Annotated in this window: 16 protein-coding genes; 10 read left to right on the plus strand and 6 right to left on the minus strand. The window is 62.4% G+C overall.

Features of this window, described 5'->3' with window-relative positions; translation table 11 throughout:
- Nucleotides 1-56: 56 nt before the first annotated feature.
- From V8N38_RS21270 to V8N38_RS21280, 3 genes are read right to left on the minus strand one after another with little or no spacing between them, the layout of a single operon-like run.
- Entirely contained in the window at nucleotides 57-1,292 is a 1,236-nt protein-coding gene (locus V8N38_RS21270; protein WP_047729861.1) for a cytochrome c, read from the minus strand.
- Nucleotides 1,289-1,843: a (2Fe-2S)-binding protein gene (locus tag V8N38_RS21275; protein WP_038879260.1), complete on the minus strand. Its 555-nt coding sequence runs from the start codon at nucleotides 1,841-1,843 to the stop codon at nucleotides 1,289-1,291. The genes V8N38_RS21270 and V8N38_RS21275 overlap by 4 nt, the downstream gene beginning before the upstream one ends.
- Complete coding sequence (locus V8N38_RS21280; protein ID WP_147840633.1) at nucleotides 1,840-4,629, minus strand: xanthine dehydrogenase family protein molybdopterin-binding subunit; 2,790 nt, start codon at nucleotides 4,627-4,629, stop codon at nucleotides 1,840-1,842. Before V8N38_RS21280 ends, V8N38_RS21275 begins: the two co-directional genes overlap by 4 nt.
- Before the next feature lie 208 nt (nucleotides 4,630-4,837).
- On the opposite strand from V8N38_RS21280, the gene V8N38_RS21285 reads away from it, so the two are divergent.
- A complete protein-coding gene (locus V8N38_RS21285; protein WP_147840632.1) occupies nucleotides 4,838-5,422 on the plus strand; it encodes an NTP transferase domain-containing protein in 585 nt (194 codons plus the stop codon).
- 8 nt (nucleotides 5,423-5,430) lie between these two features.
- Nucleotides 5,431-6,483, plus strand: coding sequence for an XdhC family protein (locus V8N38_RS21290; RefSeq protein ID WP_070913721.1), 1,053 nt, complete (start codon nucleotides 5,431-5,433; stop codon nucleotides 6,481-6,483).
- On the opposite strand, the gene V8N38_RS21295 is transcribed toward V8N38_RS21290, so the two are convergent.
- Together V8N38_RS21295 and fumA are read right to left on the minus strand one after the other, a co-directional pair.
- Nucleotides 6,407-7,273, minus strand: a complete 867-nt coding sequence (locus V8N38_RS21295) for a helix-turn-helix domain-containing protein (RefSeq protein ID WP_048234664.1) — start codon at nucleotides 7,271-7,273, stop codon at nucleotides 6,407-6,409. The genes V8N38_RS21290 and V8N38_RS21295 overlap by 77 nt on opposite strands.
- Nucleotides 7,274-7,423: 150 nt before the next feature.
- Entirely contained in the window at nucleotides 7,424-9,070 is a 1,647-nt protein-coding gene (gene fumA, locus V8N38_RS21300; RefSeq protein ID WP_033635936.1) for a class I fumarate hydratase FumA, read from the minus strand.
- Between the two features lie 372 nt (nucleotides 9,071-9,442).
- Here fumA and V8N38_RS21305 point away from each other — a divergent pair, with 372 nt between their 5' ends.
- The 6 genes from V8N38_RS21305 to ruvX all read left to right on the plus strand — a co-directional run bounded on the left by V8N38_RS21305 (nucleotide 9,443) and on the right by ruvX (nucleotide 13,645).
- A complete protein-coding gene (locus tag V8N38_RS21305; RefSeq protein WP_016930082.1) occupies nucleotides 9,443-9,955 on the plus strand; it encodes a SprT family zinc-dependent metalloprotease in 513 nt (170 codons plus the stop codon).
- 101 nt (nucleotides 9,956-10,056) lie between these two features.
- Nucleotides 10,057-10,752 (plus strand): deoxyribonuclease I, encoded by a 696-nt coding sequence (gene endA, locus V8N38_RS21310; protein WP_038879275.1) that lies wholly within the window; start codon nucleotides 10,057-10,059, stop codon nucleotides 10,750-10,752.
- 69 nt (nucleotides 10,753-10,821) lie between these two features.
- Nucleotides 10,822-11,553 carry a 16S rRNA (uracil(1498)-N(3))-methyltransferase gene (rsmE, locus tag V8N38_RS21315; protein ID WP_147840631.1) on the plus strand — a complete coding sequence of 244 codons (732 nt, stop codon included), beginning with the start codon at nucleotides 10,822-10,824 and terminating at the stop codon, nucleotides 11,551-11,553.
- 10 nt (nucleotides 11,554-11,563) lie between these two features.
- A complete protein-coding gene (gene gshB, locus V8N38_RS21320; RefSeq protein ID WP_047729854.1) occupies nucleotides 11,564-12,514 on the plus strand; it encodes a glutathione synthase in 951 nt (316 codons plus the stop codon).
- Nucleotides 12,515-12,659: 145 nt separating this feature from the next.
- Nucleotides 12,660-13,223, plus strand: a complete 564-nt coding sequence (locus V8N38_RS21325) for a YqgE/AlgH family protein (protein ID WP_033635940.1) — start codon at nucleotides 12,660-12,662, stop codon at nucleotides 13,221-13,223.
- Nucleotides 13,223-13,645, plus strand: a complete 423-nt coding sequence (gene ruvX, locus V8N38_RS21330) for a Holliday junction resolvase RuvX (RefSeq protein WP_015379046.1) — start codon at nucleotides 13,223-13,225, stop codon at nucleotides 13,643-13,645. Before V8N38_RS21325 ends, ruvX begins: the two co-directional genes overlap by 1 nt.
- On the opposite strand, the gene V8N38_RS21335 is transcribed toward ruvX, so the two are convergent.
- Entirely contained in the window at nucleotides 13,642-14,664 is a 1,023-nt protein-coding gene (locus tag V8N38_RS21335) for a type IV pilus twitching motility protein PilT (RefSeq protein ID WP_147840630.1), read from the minus strand. The two genes, ruvX and V8N38_RS21335, sit on opposite strands and share 4 nt — an antisense overlap.
- 20 nt (nucleotides 14,665-14,684) lie before the next feature.
- On the opposite strand from V8N38_RS21335, the gene V8N38_RS21340 reads away from it, so the two are divergent.
- Nucleotides 14,685-15,392 carry a YggS family pyridoxal phosphate-dependent enzyme gene (locus tag V8N38_RS21340; RefSeq protein ID WP_060422654.1) on the plus strand — a complete coding sequence of 236 codons (708 nt, stop codon included), beginning with the start codon at nucleotides 14,685-14,687 and terminating at the stop codon, nucleotides 15,390-15,392.
- Nucleotides 15,393-15,411: 19 nt separating this feature from the next.
- On the plus strand, nucleotides 15,412-16,233 hold the full coding sequence (gene proC, locus V8N38_RS21345) for a pyrroline-5-carboxylate reductase (protein ID WP_147840629.1): 822 nt from the start codon (nucleotides 15,412-15,414) through the stop codon (nucleotides 16,231-16,233).
- Nucleotides 16,234-16,238: the final 5 nt, after the last annotated feature.

Consider the following 16,238-nt stretch of genomic DNA (forward strand, 5'->3'; position numbering starts at 1 on the left):
GCACAATAAATAAAATGGCCCGCAGATGCGGGCCATTTTTTTCTCCTGAACGCCGCTTACTTGCGCAGCGCTTTCACCTGCTCTGCGGTGATATCCGCCGGCAAGCCTCCCCAGGTCACGCGCAGGTAATTCACCAGCTCCGCCACTTCGGCATCGCTCAGCCGCTCACCGAAGCCCGGCATGCTCTGCATGCTTTCATCGTTCGGGAACTGCTGGGCCGGCAGGCCGTCCAGCACCGACACGATCAGGTTCTTGCCGTCTGCCTGGCGCAGTGTGGCATTATCGCGCATCGCCGGTGCGACGTGCGGTTTGCCCTCGCCTTCACGCGCGTGACACCCGGCGCACTGATCCAAATAGGCCATGCGCCCGGCATCGCTGCCCTGGCCCATTTTCACCGGCACCGCCGCCGGCGGCTGCTCGCCCATCAGATACAGCGCCAGCGCCTGGTGGTCTTCCGGCGTTAAATGACGGGTGCTGAGATCCACCACCATGTGCATCTCGCTGAAGGCGGAACCCTGCGGCGCGAGGCCGGTGCTGAGGAAGCGGCTGACGTCCTGCGGCGTCCAGCCGCGCTGCGCCAGGCCGTGCGGCGTAATGTCCGGCGCCATGAAGCGGCCGAGATCGCCGCCCTGCATCGGCTTAGCGAGATCCATCTGCCCCAGCGCGCCGCGCGGCGTGTGGCATTCGCCACAGTGCCCCAGCACGTCGGCCAGATAGCGGCCGCGCTGCCATTGCGGCGAACTGCCCTGCGAACTGGCCGGCAGCGGATCCTGGCTGCGGAACAGCAGGTTCCAGCCGATCAGCGCCATGCGCTGGTTGAACGGGAACGGCATCTCGTTGGCCGGAATGGCCACGTCCACCGCCGGGCGCGTCATCAGGTAAGCGTAGATGTCGTCGGCATCCTGACGCGACATGCCCTTGTACGAGGTGTAAGGCATCGCCGGGTACAGGTGTCGCCCGCCCGGCGCCACGCCCTGCGTCAGCGCCAGGAAGAAGTCGTCCTTGGTCCAGCGCCCGATGCCGTGGTCGGCCGACGGCGTCAGATTGCTGCCGTAAATCGTGCCGAACGGCGTTTCCAGCGGATAGCCGCCGGCCAACGGCGCCCCGCCGCTGGCGGTATGGCAGGCGGCGCAGTCGGCGGCCTGCGCCAGATAGCGGCCGCGGGCGATCTGTTCGGCGCCGGCGCTCACCTGCTGCACCGGGCCGTCGTAACGGCGGTTTTCCCGCCACCACAGCAGCGCAATCACCACGATCGCCACCAGCAAAATCAATACTGCGAGACGTTTTTTCATTGCGCCGTCTCCTTCAGCAGGCCCGGCGTTTTCAGCACCACGTCGCGCACCGCTTCGTAGTAACGCACATAGCCGGTACAGCGGCAGATGTGGCTGTCCAGCGCCTGCTCGATGGCGCTTTCCAGCTGCTCGCGAGCGATAGGTTCACGCTTGAGCTTTTCCACGAAAATGGTGGCGGCATTGACGAAACCCGGCGTGCAATAGCCGCACTGGAAGCTGTAGTGCTCCAGAAACGCCTGCTGGATCGGCGACAGTTCAACCACCTCGCCCTGCTCGTCCACCTTGGCGTGGCCTTCGACGGTACGCACTTTCTTGCCGTTGAAGAAATGCGCGCCGGTGATGCAGGTGCGCACCTCTTCGCTGGTGCCGCTCGGGTGATCGACGATCGCCACGCAGGCGTGGCAAATGCCCTGCCCGCAGCCTAGGCGCGAACCGGTCAGGTCAAGGTACTCGTGCAGGAAATCGATCATCATCAAGCCTTCCGGCACCTCGATCGGGCCGTACTGCTTCTCGTTGATGGTCAGGGAGATCGGCTGGGTTTTAATGCTCATTGTAATACCTCACGAATATTTTCTGCACGAACGGGCAAATCACGGAAACGGTGGCCGGTGGCGTCGGCGATGGCGTTGACCAGCGCGGCCACGATCGGGATCATCACCACCTCCGCCATGCCTTTCGGCGGATCGGTTTCCGACAGCGCCGGCAGGATGTCGCCGCTCTGTTTCCACACCGCCACGTCGCTGGCGCGCGGCAGGTGGTAACGGTTGAAGTTCCAGGTGCCGTTGCCCGGGCCGTCTTCGTACAGCGGTAAATATTCGTGCAGCGCATGGCCGATCCCCATCGCCAGCCCGCCCTGCAGCTGGCCGGAAACCAGTTCCGGCACGATCAGGTTGCCGCACTCCATGATCGAATGGTGATTCAACAATTCCACCTGGCCGGTGGCGATATCCACCGCCACTTCCGCCAGCGTGCCAACGGCGCTGTAGTAGGTCACCGCCGCATTGTTGCGCTGGGTTGGCGGGTAGTAGACCTGCCCGCGCGCCAGCGGTTTGAATTCACCGCCGGCGTTGCGCAGCGCCATGCCGTCGATCGGCAGGCGTTCGCTTTTGCCGTTCAGCGTGAAATCGGCCTCCGCCCACTGCCAGCGGTTGAAAACGTGCACCGCAGCGCCGGTGACGCCGCCCATCTGATAGGCCGTCTTGGCCAGCAGCTCGAGGCTCAGCACCGACATGCCCGCCGCCGTCAGGCCGCCCTCGACCCAACGCGCATCTTCACGCCGCACCACCAGCGGCGCCGCCTGGCCGCCGCCGATGCCGGCCTGCCACAGCGCCATCGCCGCCGGCCACAGGCCGCGATCGAAGATCAGGCGCGCCGCTTCGCGGGTGCTATGCGAGAAGTAATAGGCCGAGTTGCTGGCGCTGGACGGCGAGCAGTAGCTCGGCGTCCAGTTAGGGTTGGTTTGCAGCTTATCCTGCTCCTCTTGCGACATCAGGTAAGGATCGCCGCTGGTGACCATCGGCAGCACCGACCAGTCGGTGACCGAGAAATGCGCTTCGTCGGCCGGTTTGCCCAGCCACTGTGCGCACAGCACCGACTGCGAGGTCGACATGCCGGTGCCCATCTCCGCGCCGCTGTGATGCAGCGTGATGCGGCCGTCTTCGCTCAGCTCCACCCGGGCGAACGAGGTTTCCGCCCCGGTGCCGAAGTCTTTCTGCACGCAGCCGAAGCCAACGCCATAGCGCTTGCCGGGATGACGGCTCTCAAACTCGGCCTTGCGTTCGGCGCGCTTGAGCCACATCTCATGCTTCGCCGCCTTCTCCAGCACTTCATCGGCACGGATCGCACCGGCCGGGATCGCCCCCTGGGTGTTTTTCATGCCGGATTTCAACACGTTGCGCAGGCGGAATTCGATCGGGTCGATCTTCAGTTCAGCGGCCAGCTCATCCACCATCATCTCGGTGGCGGCCATGCTCTGCAGCGTGCCGTAACCGCGCGCCGAGCCGGCGTCGATGGCGCGCGAGGCCAGCCCGACCGACGACAGATCGCTTTTCGGGAAGTAGTAAATAGACTGGGCGGCGGTCGCGCCAACCATCACCACCGAAGGGGTAAAGTTGCTGCGGCCGCCGCCGTCCGCGGTCATGTCACCGAGGAACGACTGCATAACGCCGGTCTGGCGATCCACCGCGATGCGGTAATTCATATCGAACGCGTGGCGCTTCAGCGCCGTCTGGAACTGCTCGAAGCGGTCATTGGCCAGGCGCACCGGGTGGCCGTCGCCGTACATCGCCGCCACCGCGCCGTAATACGGGAAGTTGTAGTGATCTTTCGAACCGTAGCCCACGGTGTAGCACGGGTGCAGGATCAGCTGTTTCACCGGCGGATTGCGCTTGGCCAGCATGCGCGGCATCTCATCGGCCACTTCCTGCGGCGACTGGGTCGGCACCACCAGATGCAGCGTTTGCGTCTCGGCGTCGAACCAGCCGTTGGCGTTGTCCGGCTCCAGCGCCGAGGTATCGATCGACTGCGTAGTGTAGCGGCGTGACATCACCAGCCAATCGGCCGGCGGGTTTGCCATCTCGTCGGCGATCAGGCCCGCATAGCGCATGCCTTCCTGATCCAGCTTGCCGCCCTCGCGCCCTTCCGGCCACACCGGCAGATGTTTTTTCATCGATACCGGGAAGATTGGCGTGTCCTTCAGGCTGGAGAAGCGATCGTCGTCGAACGGCTGATCGCCCCCCACCCGCACATAGCGGAAGCTGCCCCAGGGATCGCGCTCCAGCGGGCCGGTGACCGCGCCGTATTTGATGGTCTCTTCGCGGAATTTCAGCTTGTCCTTGGCGAAGCGGAAACGGGCGAAGTCGTGATAGATCAGGATCGCCACCGCCTGGCCGAGGTAGGCCGGGGTTTTGCCGCTCGGCAGCAGCATGTCGTCACCGTAGAACGCCGGGAAGGCCAGGCCGTCGCGCGCCAGATCTTCCGCCGTCACCAGGCGATCCGGCTGCAGGTCGTCCCCCAATAGCGACAGATCGACCCCTTCGAACAGCCGGTTGGCTTTGGTGACGCGCAGAATGAAGGCGTGCGCCTGTTTCTGCGGCCAGTGCGGCATGTCCACCGCGCGGATATCGCGCGCGAACACCTTCTGCCCCATGACCTTGGCGCGGCCATCGATACGGAAACGGACGCGTTTGGTCTGCGGATCCCAGTTGGGTGACTGGAGGATTTTTTGCTCGAACAGCGCGGCGTAGGCGCGGCTGTACAGGGGCGCGAGATACACAGACACCCCCGCAATCACGGCGCTTTTGATAAAGCGGCGCCGCGACGGGTTGAAATTGCTCATAAATAAGTCCTTCACGTCTTTCTTGTAATTGGTTTTTGTTCGCGGTGTTGTTGCGCAAACGCTGACGACCTTGCCGTAGACGTCATAAGCATATGCTTATAACTAAAATTATGTGATGATTAACAGGCTGTTTTCAACAAAAAAACATTTGCAAAACACAGGTAGTTTGTAGGCTAATAAATAATTTGCGCAAACGCGGACTTCAACCATGACCACGGGCATTGTCATTACCGCCGCCGGACGCGGGGAGCGCTTTATTCAGGCCGGCGGCCAGGGCAACAAATTGAACGCCGGATTTACCGACGCGGCGGGCGAGCGGCGATCGCTGTTCGAACACACCCTGCGCCAGGCATTGGCTTCCGGCCTGCCGGTACAGGTGGTGACCCGGCCGGATAATCTGCCGGTGCTGGCAGCCTGCGCCGCCAATCAGGTGCCGGTCACCCTGCTCGACAGTTCGGGCCTCGGCGACTCGATCGCCGCGGGCGTTGCGGCCACGCAGCACTGGCAGGGCTGGCTGATCCACCTGGCCGATATGCCGTTCGTCGGCGCCGAGGTTTTCCGGCAGGTGGCGGATGCCTTACGGCAGCACGCGATCGTGCGCCCCTGCTATGCGCAACAGCCCGGTCACCCGGTCGGCTTTTCCGACCTATTGCGCAAACCCCTTTGCCAACTGCGCGGCGATAATGGCGCGCGTGAACTGCTGCAAGGCGCGGCAGTGCACCTGCTGCCGCTTGAGCACCCCGGCGTCGTGCAGGATATTGATCTTCCATCGCAACTCCCGGCCAGCGAGTAAATTCACCTATGCAACATCTTGATGTCACCGTGGTCAGCCAGGCGATAAGCTGGCTGCAGCAACAGCCGGTCTGGTTATGCACCGTGCTCAGTACCTACGGCTCTTCGCCGCGGTCGCCGGGCGCGCTGATGGCGGCGACCCGCGACGGCCGCTACAGCGGTTCGCTGTCGGGCGGCTGCGTGGAGGAGGATTTTTTGCGCCGCGTGGCCGCCGGGGAGTATCAGGCGGCCAGCCAGGTGATCCGTTACGGCGAAGGCGGCATGACGCCCAACGTGGCGCTGCCCTGCGGCGGCGTGCTGGACGTGCTGATCGAATACCTGCCGGCGGGTGAAGACAGCATCGCTTACCTGCAACGCATCGCCGGCGCGCTGGAAGGGCATCACGCGTTGATCAAACGCCTGACGCTGCCCAACGCCTGCCACAGCCTCGAGCAAAGCCACTTCACCAGCGCCACGCAGGTCGAACGCCGGCTCGAGCAGATCACCCTGCACATCGCGGCCGCGCCGCGCCTGCTGATCGCCGGGCTGTCCAGCGTGGCGCTGTACTGCGCCGATTTCGCCGTGGCGCTGGGGTTTGAGGTGCTGGTGTGCGAGAACCGCCCGGAGGTGCTGGATAACTTTGCCGCCGAGCTGAAACCGGGCGTGACGTTGCTGCGCCAGTTTCCGGCCAAATTTATTGAAGAAGGGGGATGCCACGCCAATACCGCCGTCGTGGCGCTGACCCACGATCCGCGCATGGACGACCTGACGCTGATGGAAGCGATCCACACCCCGGCGTTTTACATCGGGGCCATGGGCTCGCTCAGAAACAGCGCGCGGCGGCGCCAGCGTTTGCAGCAGATTGCCGAATTCACGCCGCAGGAGCTGGAACGCATCCATGCGCCGATCGGCCTGCCGCTGGGCAGCAAAACCCCGGCGGAGATCGCCCTGGCAGTGATGGCGGCGATCGTGCAGCACAAAAACCGGCTGCCGGCCGCCGACGGGATCAATGCAGCGGCACCACCGGCACCAGATGCTGCAGCTCCAGATGCAGTTCCTCTTTCCCGCTCAGCGAATAGCTGAACACCGTAATGTCCGGCCCGTCACCGCGGGCCAGCCCCATTTCGGGCAACACCTGCGTGTAGATCTGAATGATGTGGTCGTTGAGCGCCACCGGCTTGCCGGAATAGCGAAAACGGCAAAACTCGCCGTGGATCTCCGGCAGCGGCTCCAGCACCACGCCTTCGCGCAGCGGGTATTCCGTCGTCACGCCCAGGGTATAATCGACCCTGACCCGCTCGCCGTCCGGCACCAGCTGGGTAAACGAATAGGTTTGCGTCGGGCGCTCGCCCAACAAGGTGTAGAACTGCCCCCGCAGCGCGCTGCGCTGTGGCAGGTGCGACTTGTCCAGCTTCTCGATATCCAGGTGATAAGCGTACCGCTTGCCGTGAAAGGCGTATTGCCCCCGGGCGATGCTGACGCGTTCAACCTGAATATCGCCGGGCTGGCTGGCCGCCAGCGAACGCACCAGATTGCTGAAGTCCTGCTTGCGGGCATGGCGATACACGCTGGGCGATTCGGCGAAGTGTTTCTTGAAACAGCGCGAGAACGTCTGCTGGTTATCGAATTGGTATTCGACCGAGATATCGAGAATGCTCTTCTGCGTGAAACGCAAGGCGAAAGCGGCGAGGTAGAGGCGGCGAGCGCGGATGTACGAGGCTAACGACAACCCGGTCTGCTTCTTGAACATGCGCTGCAGGTACCATTTCGTATAGCCTGACTTGGCGGAAACGATGTCCAACGACAGCGGATTGGTCAGGTTATCTTCAATCCAGACCAGCAATTCCTTGATATGACTTTCCTGCGTACCCATGTGCTTGCCGAACCTTCTGTTGCCGATATTCCATTAGTCGAATTTTAGTGCTATCCGCGTAGGGTATACAGGTTAAAACTCGACGTCCAGCAAGCTACAGGACTTTACACACTCCCCTTCACCGCCCGCAGGCGGCGAAGGGAGCCGCGCTTATTTCAGGCAGCTGGAGCACTGACCGGCCTGGATCTTCTGGAAGAAGTCATTGCCTTTGTCATCCACCAGGATAAACGCCGGGAAATCCTCCACTTCGATTTTCCAGATCGCTTCCATACCCAGCTCAGGATACTCCACGCACTCCAGGCTCTTGATGCTCTGCTGCGCCAGCACCGCCGCCGGGCCGCCGATGCTGCCGAGGTAGAAGCCGCCGTGCTTGTGGCAGGCATCCGTCACCTGCTGGCTGCGGTTGCCTTTCGCCAGCATGATCATGCTGCCGCCGTGGGATTGCAGCAGATCGACGTAAGAGTCCATACGCCCGGCGGTGGTTGGCCCCAACGAACCGGACGCGTAGCCCTCCGGCGTTTTGGCCGGGCCGGCGTAGTAGATCGGGTGATCCTTGACGTACTGCGGCAGGCCTTCACCGCGATCCAGACGCTCTTTCAGCTTGGCGTGCGCGATATCGCGGCCGACGATGATGGTGCCGCTCAGCGACAGGCGGGTGGAAACCGGGTACTGCGACAGCTGTTTAAGGATCTCGGCCATCGGGCGGTTGAGATCGACTTTGATCGCCTCGCCTTCCCCGGCCTGACGCAGTTCCTGAGGAATGAATTTACCCGGATTGTGCTCCAGTTTTTCCAGCCAGATGCCGTCGCGGTTGATCTTGCCTTTGATGTTGCGGTCCGCCGAGCAGGAGACGCCCATGCCGACCGGGCAGGAGGCGCCATGACGCGGCAGGCGCACCACGCGGATATCGTGCGCGAAGTATTTGCCGCCGAACTGCGCGCCCAGCCCCAGGTTCTGCGCTTCTTGCAGCAGCTCCGCTTCGAGTTCCAGATCGCGGAACGCCTGGCCATGCTCGTTGCCTTCGGTCGGCAGGCCATCGTAATACTTGGTCGAGGCCAGCTTGACGGTTTTCAGCGTCGCTTCCGCCGAGGTGCCGCCGATGACGAACGCCACGTGGTACGGCGGGCAAGCCGCGGTGCCCAACGTGCGCATCTTGTCGACCAGGTAGTTTTTCAGTTTGCCCGGCGACAGCAGCGCCTTGGTTTCCTGATACAGATAGGTTTTGTTGGCGGAACCGCCGCCCTTGGCGATGCACAGGAACTTGTACTCTTCGCCGTCCACGCTGTAGAGATCGATCTGCGCCGGCAGGTTGCTGCCGGTGTTAACCTCTTTGTACATATCCAGCGCTGCGTTCTGCGAATAGCGCAGGTTCTCTTCGATGTAGGTGTTGTACACCCCGCGCGACAACGCCGCTTCATCGCCGCCGCCGGTCCAGACGCGCTGGCCCTTTTTGCCGACGATGATCGCCGTGCCGGTGTCCTGGCAGGTCGGTAAAATACCCTTGGCGGCGATTTCTGAGTTACGCAGAAATTGCAGCGCAACGTACTTGTCGTTTTCGCTGGCGTCCGGATCGTCGAGGATATCGGCCACCTGCTGCTGGTGCGCCGGGCGCAGCATGAACGAGGCGTCGTGGAACGCATGCTGGGCAAGCAGGGTTAACGCTTCAGGGGCAACTTTCAGAATTTCCTGGCCTTCAAATTCGCTCACGGAAACGTGGTCGCGGCTCAGCAGGTAGTATTCGGTATCGTCTTTCTTCAGCGGGAACGGATCTTGATAGTGGAACGGTTTATTCGACATTGATCTCTCACTTGCAACATCAGCTGCGTTAAATTCACACTTGCGGCGCACGGCTCGGCGCCTTGTCAAAAAACTGCCTCCACCTTACGTATTTTTAATCAGTCAGTTATTGCGCCAAATCGCAAAATAACCGCTCTTTGCGTAAGGGATTACCACAGGCGGCGTTTCAACCTTGCTCGGTGAGAACTGCGGGTACAGGCTCATCATGCACGCTTTATTATCCCGCAGTTAACACATTGATTACAATCCATCGGCGGCGATCGTCTTATCAATGTGGCGAAAAACCGGCGCGCAGCGCCAAGAAAGCGTCGGATGCGGATTTAGGCCGGGGCATATTGTCAGCCGCCGCGCCATTGCTTAAGCTAGGCCGCAATGAACAAACCAAGAATCCCCATCGCGCTGCAACAAGCGGTGATGCGCTGCCTGCGAGAAAAGCTGCAGTTGGCACGCCGGCATTTTGCCGTCGAGTTCCCCGAACCCAGCATCGTCTATCAGCAACGCGGCACCAGCGCGGGCACCGCCTGGCTGCAAAGCTGGGAAATCCGTCTGAACCCGGTGCTGCTGCTGGAAAACCAACAGCCGTTTATCGATGAAGTGGTGCCGCACGAGCTGGCGCACCTGCTGGTGTTTCGCCAATTCGGCCGGGTGGCGCCGCACGGCCGCGAATGGCGCTGGATGATGGAAAGCGTGCTGCTGACCCCCGCCAGCCGCACTCACCGTTTCGAAACCGCCTCGGTGCAAAGCAAAACCTTCCCCTACCGCTGCGGCTGCGGACAGCACCAGCTCACCATTCGCCGCCATAACCGCGTGCTGCGCGGCGAAAGCGAATACCGCTGCCGCCGGTGCGGCGAGAAACTGAAATTTCTTGCTAGCGAGAACCTTTAGTTAAACGATTTATACGTTAAAACAAGCAAATATCGCCATTTGCCACTGCCGGCAAGTTCCGTTACCCTGCCTGCTTTTCCAATTTTGAGCTGTTTTGGAATATGCTTCGCAGAATTTTGTTTATGGCGGTTTTCGCCGCAGGCGCCGTACAGGCGCACGGCATCAATAATTTTTCTCAGGCCAAGGCGGCGGCGGCCAAGATTAACCAAGATGCGCCGGGCAGTTTTTACTGCGGCTGCCGCATCGACTGGCAAGGCAAGAAGGGCATCCCGGATCTCGCCGGCTGTGGCTATCAGGTGCGTAAAAACGCCCAACGCGCGCAGCGCATCGAGTGGGAACACGTGGTGCCGGCCTGGCAGTTCGGCCACCAGCTGCAGTGCTGGCAGGACGGCGGGCGCAAGAACTGCAACAAAGACGCCACCTATCGCCAGATAGAAACCGATCTGCACAACCTGCAGCCGGCGATCGGCGAAGTGAACGGCGACCGCAATAACTTCATGTACAGCCAATGGAACGGCGGTGAAGGCCAATACGGGCAATGCCCGATGAAGGTGGACTTCAAGAATAAACAGGCGGAGCCGCCCGCCCGCGCCCGCGGCGCCATTGCCCGCACCTACTTCTACATGCGCGATCGCTACCAGCTGCGGCTGTCACGCCAGCAAACTCAGCTGTTCGAGGTGTGGAACCGGCAATATCCGGTGAGCCAATGGGAATGTCAGCGTGAAGCACGTATCGCCAAGGTGCAGGGCAACCACAACCCCTATATTCAACAGGCTTGTCAGCAGCGGAAAAGCTAACCTACTATAGCCTTTATCTTTCATGGCGCCGCCAACCCGCGGCGCCGTTTCGTCAGGATCAGACTACCCATGCGCATACCCCGCATTTACCATCCGCAGCCGTTGACCAATCGGGCGGAGATCGCCCTGAGCGAGGACGCCGCCAACCACGTCGGCCGCGTGCTGCGCATGAGCGCCGGCCAGGCGCTGCAGCTGTTCGACGGCAGCAACCAGGTGTTCGACGCCGAGATAGTTCGGGTGGACAAAAAGAGCGTGCTGGTGCGCCTCGGCGACGGCCGCGTGGATGACATCGAATCGCCGCTCAACCTGCATCTGGGCCAGGTGATCTCGCGCGGCGAGAAGATGGAGTTCACCATTCAGAAGTCCATCGAGCTGGGCGTCAACGTCATTACCCCGCTGTTTTCCGAGCGCTGCGGCGTCAAACTGGACGGCGAGCGTCTGGCGAAGAAAATCCAGCAATGGCAAAAGATCGCCATCGCCGCCTGCGAACAGTGCGGCCGTAACCGCATTCCCGAAATCCGCGAGGCGATGTCGCTGGAAGCCTGGTGCGCCGAGCAGGACGGCAGCCTGAAGCTCAACCTGCATCCGCGCGCCAGCCACAGCATCAACACGCTGCCGCAGCCGGTAGACCACGTCCGCCTGCTGATCGGCCCGGAAGGCGGTTTGTCCGCCGACGAAATCGCCATGACCACCAATCACGGATTTACTGATATTCTGCTGGGGCCACGCGTGCTGCGTACCGAAACCACAGCGCTCACCGCCATTACCGCTCTGCAGGTCCGCTTCGGCGACCTGGGTTAAAGGAGAAAAGATGATTAAGCTCGGCATCGTGATGGACCCTATCGACTCCATCAACATCAAGAAAGACACCAGCTTCGCCATGCTGCTCGAAGCGCAGCGCCGCGGTTACGAATTGCACTACATGGAGATGAACGATCTCTATCTGCACGCCGGTGACGGGCGCGCCCGCACCCGCCTGCTGAGCGTGAAGGAAGACAAGGAGAACTGGTTCAGCTTCGGCAGCGAGCAGGATCTGGCGCTGCACGATCTGGACGTGATCCTGATGCGCAAGGATCCGCCGTTCGATACCGAATACATCTACGCGACCTACATTCTGGAGCGCGCCGAAGTCAAAGGCACGCTGGTGGTCAACAAGCCGCAAAGCCTGCGCGACTGCAACGAGAAGCTGTTCACCGCCTGGTTCCCGGAACTGACGCCGGACACGCTGGTCAGCCGCAGCGCCGCGCACATCCGCAAATTCCACCAGCAGCACGGCGACGTCATCCTGAAGCCGCTAGACGGCATGGGCGGCGCGTCTATCTTCCGCGTGAAGCAGGACGATCCTAACCTGTCGGTGATCATCGAAACCCTGACCGAACACGGCAGCCGTTTCTGCATGGCGCAGAACTTCCTGCCGGCGATCAAGGACGGCGACAAACGCATTCTGGTCGTCGACGGCGAGCCGGTGCCTTACTGCCTGGCGCGCATTCCGGCGCAGGGCGAGACCCGTGGCAACCTGGCGGCCGGCGGCCGCGGCGAAGCGCGTCCGCTGAGCGAGAGCGACTGGAAAATCGCCCGCGCCGTCGCGCCGACGCTGAAAGAGAAAGGGCTGATCTTCGTCGGCCTGGACGTGATCGGCGATCGCCTGACCGAAATCAACGTGACCAGCCCAACCTGCGCGCGCGAAATTGAGGCGGCATTCCCGATCTCGATTACCGGCATGCTGATGGACGCGATTGAAAAGCGCCTGGCGGCGAAGTAATGCGCCATGCGGGCGGCCTGCCGCCCGCTATCCTGCATCGCGCCCGCCAAAGCACGCCTTTGCACGCGGCTTGAAAGGCGGCGGGTATAGCCGCATACTGGCGGCTGTTTATTTTCTCACCCATTGATTACCTTATACTAACGCCATGAATTTACAGCACCATTTTCTGATCGCCATGCCCACCCTGCAGGATCCTCGCTTCAAACGCTCGGTGATTTACGTCTGCGAGCACAACGAAGAAGGCGCCATGGGTTTGGTGATCAATAAACCGGTGGAGCAGTTCACGGTAGCCACGGTACTGAGCAAGCTGAAGATCATGCCACCTGCGCGCGATCCGGCCATCAGCCTGGACAAGCCGGTGTTCGCCGGCGGCCCGCTGGCGGACGATCGCGGATTTATCCTGCATACGCCGCGCCACGGCTTCGGTGCCAGCATTCAAATTTCCCCCAACACCATGATCACCACCTCGAAAGACGTGCTGGAAACGCTCGGCACCCCGGAACAACCGGACGACGTGCTGGTGGCGCTGGGTTATGCAGGTTGGGAAAAGGGCCAGCTGGAGCAGGAGGTGTTGGAGAACGCCTGGCTGACCATCGAGGCCAACACCGACATTCTGTTCCGCACGCCGATCGCCAGCCGTTGGCGCGAGGCGGGGAACCTTCTGGGTATCGACATTCGCAGCATCGCCAACCACGCAGGACACGCCTGATGAGCAACCGCACCATTATCGCCTTCGACTTCGGCACCAAAAGCATCGGCGCGGCCGTCGGCCAGGAGTTGACCGGCAGCGCCCGCGCCCTGCCGGCCTTCAAAGCGCAGGACGGCTCGCCGGACTGGCTGAAAATCGAAAAGCTGCTGAAGGAGTGGCAGCCGGATCTGGTGGTGGTCGGCCTGCCGCTGAACATGGACGGCACCGAACAACCGGTGACCGCCCAGGCGCGCAAGTTCGCCAACCGCCTGCACGGCCGCTTCGGCATCCAGATCGATCTGCATGACGAGCGCCTGAGCACCGTGGAAGCGCGCGCCAACCTGTTCGATCGCGGCGGCTTCCGCGCGCTCGACAAAGGCAGCGTGGATTCCGCCTCTGCGGTGGTGATCCTCGAAAGCTGGTTCGAACGGCAGCTGGGTTAACTCCCCACCCCTTCGCCAACACAATCCCCCAACACGCCGGCGTCGATCCGCTGCTGCAAACCTTGTTCAAAGGTTTGCATGCCGGACTGCGCGCCGGTTTGCAACACGCTCGCCAACTGATGGGTTTTCCCTTCGCGGATCAGGTTGCTGACCGCCGCCGTCGCCGTCAGCACCTCAAAGATCGCCACTCGCCCGCCGCCGGGCCGCCGCATCAGCTTTTGCGCGATCACCGCCTGCAGGCTGCCGGCCAGCTGGGCGCGCACATAGGGTTTTTCTTCCGCCGGAAACACGTCCACCAGCCGTTCCACCGCCTGCGGCGCGCTGCGGGTGTGCAGCGTCGCCAGCACCAGATGGCCGGTCTCCGCCGCGGTGAGCGCCAGCCGAATGGTGGCGACATCGCGCAGCTCGCCCAGCAGGATCACATCCGGATCTTCGCGCAGCGCAGCGCGCAACGCCGCATCGAAGCTGTGACTGTCGCGGCCGATCTCCCGCTGCTGAATCAGCGATCGCCGGCTGCGGTGCAAGAATTCGATCGGATCCTCCAGCGTTAAAATGTGCCGCGGCTGGTGCCGGTTGATCTCGTCAATCATCGCCGCCAGCGTGGTGGACTTGCCGCTGCCGGTGGCGCCGGTGACCAGGAGAAGCCCGTCGTCGCGCCGCAGCAGTGCCGGGACGATGGCCGGGGCCGCCAGCTCGGCAAGCGAAGGCGCCTGCCCGGCGATGCGCCGCAATGCGAGAGACATCCCCGCGCGTTGCTGAAAAACGTTGGCTCGCAGCCGCTCCCCACCCGGCCTGTGCAGCGCCAGATCGATCTGCCCCAGCCGCCGCAGGCTCTCGCGCTGCTGCGCATTCAGCAATCCGTCGCAGAGGGCCTGCACGCCTTGCGCCGTCAGCGTTGGCGCCGCCGCCAGCGGCTGCAGTTCACCGTCGATGCGCAACATCGGCGGATGACCGGCACAAAGGTGCAGATCGGAAGCATTATGCTTTACACTAAGGGCCACGAATTCATCGATATCCATATCACTCTCCCGGGTCAATAATGAGCACTATCCAACAGAACCTGCAGGATGTCAGAAACCGCATCGCGGCCGCCGCGCAAAACTGCGCGCGGGCGCCAGAAGAAGTTGCCCTGCTTGCAGTCAGCAAAACCAAACCTGTGGCGGCGATCGAAGAAGCCATCGCCGCCGGCCAGCGCGCCTTCGGCGAGAACTACGTGCAGGAAGGGGTAGACAAGATCCGGCATTTCGCCGAGTCGCCGCAGAGCGGCGAGTTGGTGTGGCACTTTATCGGCCCGCTGCAATCCAATAAGAGTCGGCTGGTGGCGGAACACTTCGCCTGGTGCCATACCGTAGATCGGCTGCGCATCGCCCAGCGCCTGAGCGATCAGCGCCCGGCCGGTATGCCGCCGCTCAACGTGCTGATTCAAATCAACATCAGCGATGAGCAGAGTAAATCCGGCATCGCGCTGGCCGAGCTGCCGGCGTTGGCCGAAGCGATCGCCGCGCTGCCGAACCTGACGCTGCGCGGCCTGATGGCCATCCCGGCGCCGGAAGCGGATTACCAGCGGCAGCTGGCGGTATTCAGCCGGATGAACGATGCCTTTCTCGCCCTGCGCCAGCGTTATCCGCAGGCCGATACGCTGTCGATGGGCATGACGGACGACATGGCGGCGGCGATCGCCGCTGGCAGCACCCTGGTGCGCATCGGCACCGCAATTTTTGGCGCCCGCGACTACTCGCAGGCCTGACAAACAGACGAGGGATTTGATGCAACATCGCAAGATTACCTTTATCGGCGCCGGCAACATGGCGCGTGCAATCATCGCCGGCCTGGTGGCGGGCGGCTATCCAGCCAAATCCATCAGCGTCTGCGCCCCTTCGGCGAAAAACCGTGACGCGCTGGCGGCGGACTACGGCATCGTCAGCAGCGGCGACAACGTCGCCTGCGCGCGCGCGGCCGACGTGGTGGTGCTGGCGGTCAAACCGCAGCTGATGGCCGACGTTTGCCAGCCGCTGCGCGAGCAGGTCGATTTCAGAGGCAAGCTGGTGCTGTCGATCGCCGCCGGTATTCAGGTCAGCCGTTTCTATCAGCTGCTCGGCGACAAGCTGAACATCGTGCGCATCATGCCCAACACCCCGTCGCTGGTCGGCAAGGGCATGAGCGGGCTGTACGCACCGGAGCAGGTCAGCTGGCAGGATCGCGACTACACCGGCGATTTAATGGCGTCGGTCGGTAAAGTTTGCTGGGTCGATGACGAAAATGGCATCAACGGCGTGATCGCCGCCGCGGGCAGCGCCCCGGCCTATTTCTTCCTGTTTATGGAGGCGATGCAAAAAGAGGCCGAACGCATGGGCTTCGACAGCCAGACCGCGCGCGATCTGGTGCAGCAGGCCGCTTCCGGCGCCGCCGCGCTGGTGGAAGCCAACCCGGATACGCCGCTGGGCACGCTGCGCGAGCAGGTGACCTCCAAAGGCGGCACCACCGCCGAAGCGCTGCGGGTGTTCAACGAACGCCAACTGCCGGAAACCGTGGCGCAAGCGATGCAGGCCGCCGTTTCCCGTGCGCAAGAGATGGAAAAATTATTTTAAATAAC

The organism is Serratia nevei (assembly GCF_037948395.1).
Classification (GTDB): domain Bacteria; phylum Pseudomonadota; class Gammaproteobacteria; order Enterobacterales; family Enterobacteriaceae; genus Serratia; species Serratia nevei.

Bases quoted from the DNA above. Each gene is read 5' to 3' on its own strand.
- V8N38_RS21270 (WP_047729861.1), bottom strand. From the start codon at position 1,292: ATGAAAAAACGTCTCGCAGTATTGATTTTGCTGGTGGCGATCGTGGTG.
- V8N38_RS21275 (WP_038879260.1), bottom strand. From the start codon at position 1,843: ATGAGCATTAAAACCCAGCCGATCTCCCTGACCATCAACGAGAAGCAG.
- V8N38_RS21280 (WP_147840633.1), bottom strand. From the start codon at position 4,629: ATGAGCAATTTCAACCCGTCGCGGCGCCGCTTTATCAAAAGCGCCGTG.
- V8N38_RS21285 (WP_147840632.1), top strand. From the start codon at position 4,838: ATGACCACGGGCATTGTCATTACCGCCGCCGGACGCGGGGAGCGCTTT.
- V8N38_RS21290 (WP_070913721.1), top strand. From the start codon at position 5,431: ATGCAACATCTTGATGTCACCGTGGTCAGCCAGGCGATAAGCTGGCTG.
- V8N38_RS21295 (WP_048234664.1), bottom strand. From the start codon at position 7,273: ATGGGTACGCAGGAAAGTCATATCAAGGAATTGCTGGTCTGGATTGAA.
- fumA (WP_033635936.1), bottom strand. From the start codon at position 9,070: ATGTCGAATAAACCGTTCCACTATCAAGATCCGTTCCCGCTGAAGAAA.
- V8N38_RS21305 (WP_016930082.1), top strand. From the start codon at position 9,443: ATGAACAAACCAAGAATCCCCATCGCGCTGCAACAAGCGGTGATGCGC.
- endA (WP_038879275.1), top strand. From the start codon at position 10,057: ATGCTTCGCAGAATTTTGTTTATGGCGGTTTTCGCCGCAGGCGCCGTA.
- rsmE (WP_147840631.1), top strand. From the start codon at position 10,822: ATGCGCATACCCCGCATTTACCATCCGCAGCCGTTGACCAATCGGGCG.
- gshB (WP_047729854.1), top strand. From the start codon at position 11,564: ATGATTAAGCTCGGCATCGTGATGGACCCTATCGACTCCATCAACATC.
- V8N38_RS21325 (WP_033635940.1), top strand. From the start codon at position 12,660: ATGAATTTACAGCACCATTTTCTGATCGCCATGCCCACCCTGCAGGAT.
- ruvX (WP_015379046.1), top strand. From the start codon at position 13,223: ATGAGCAACCGCACCATTATCGCCTTCGACTTCGGCACCAAAAGCATC.
- V8N38_RS21335 (WP_147840630.1), bottom strand. From the start codon at position 14,664: ATGGATATCGATGAATTCGTGGCCCTTAGTGTAAAGCATAATGCTTCC.
- V8N38_RS21340 (WP_060422654.1), top strand. From the start codon at position 14,685: ATGAGCACTATCCAACAGAACCTGCAGGATGTCAGAAACCGCATCGCG.
- proC (WP_147840629.1), top strand. From the start codon at position 15,412: ATGCAACATCGCAAGATTACCTTTATCGGCGCCGGCAACATGGCGCGT.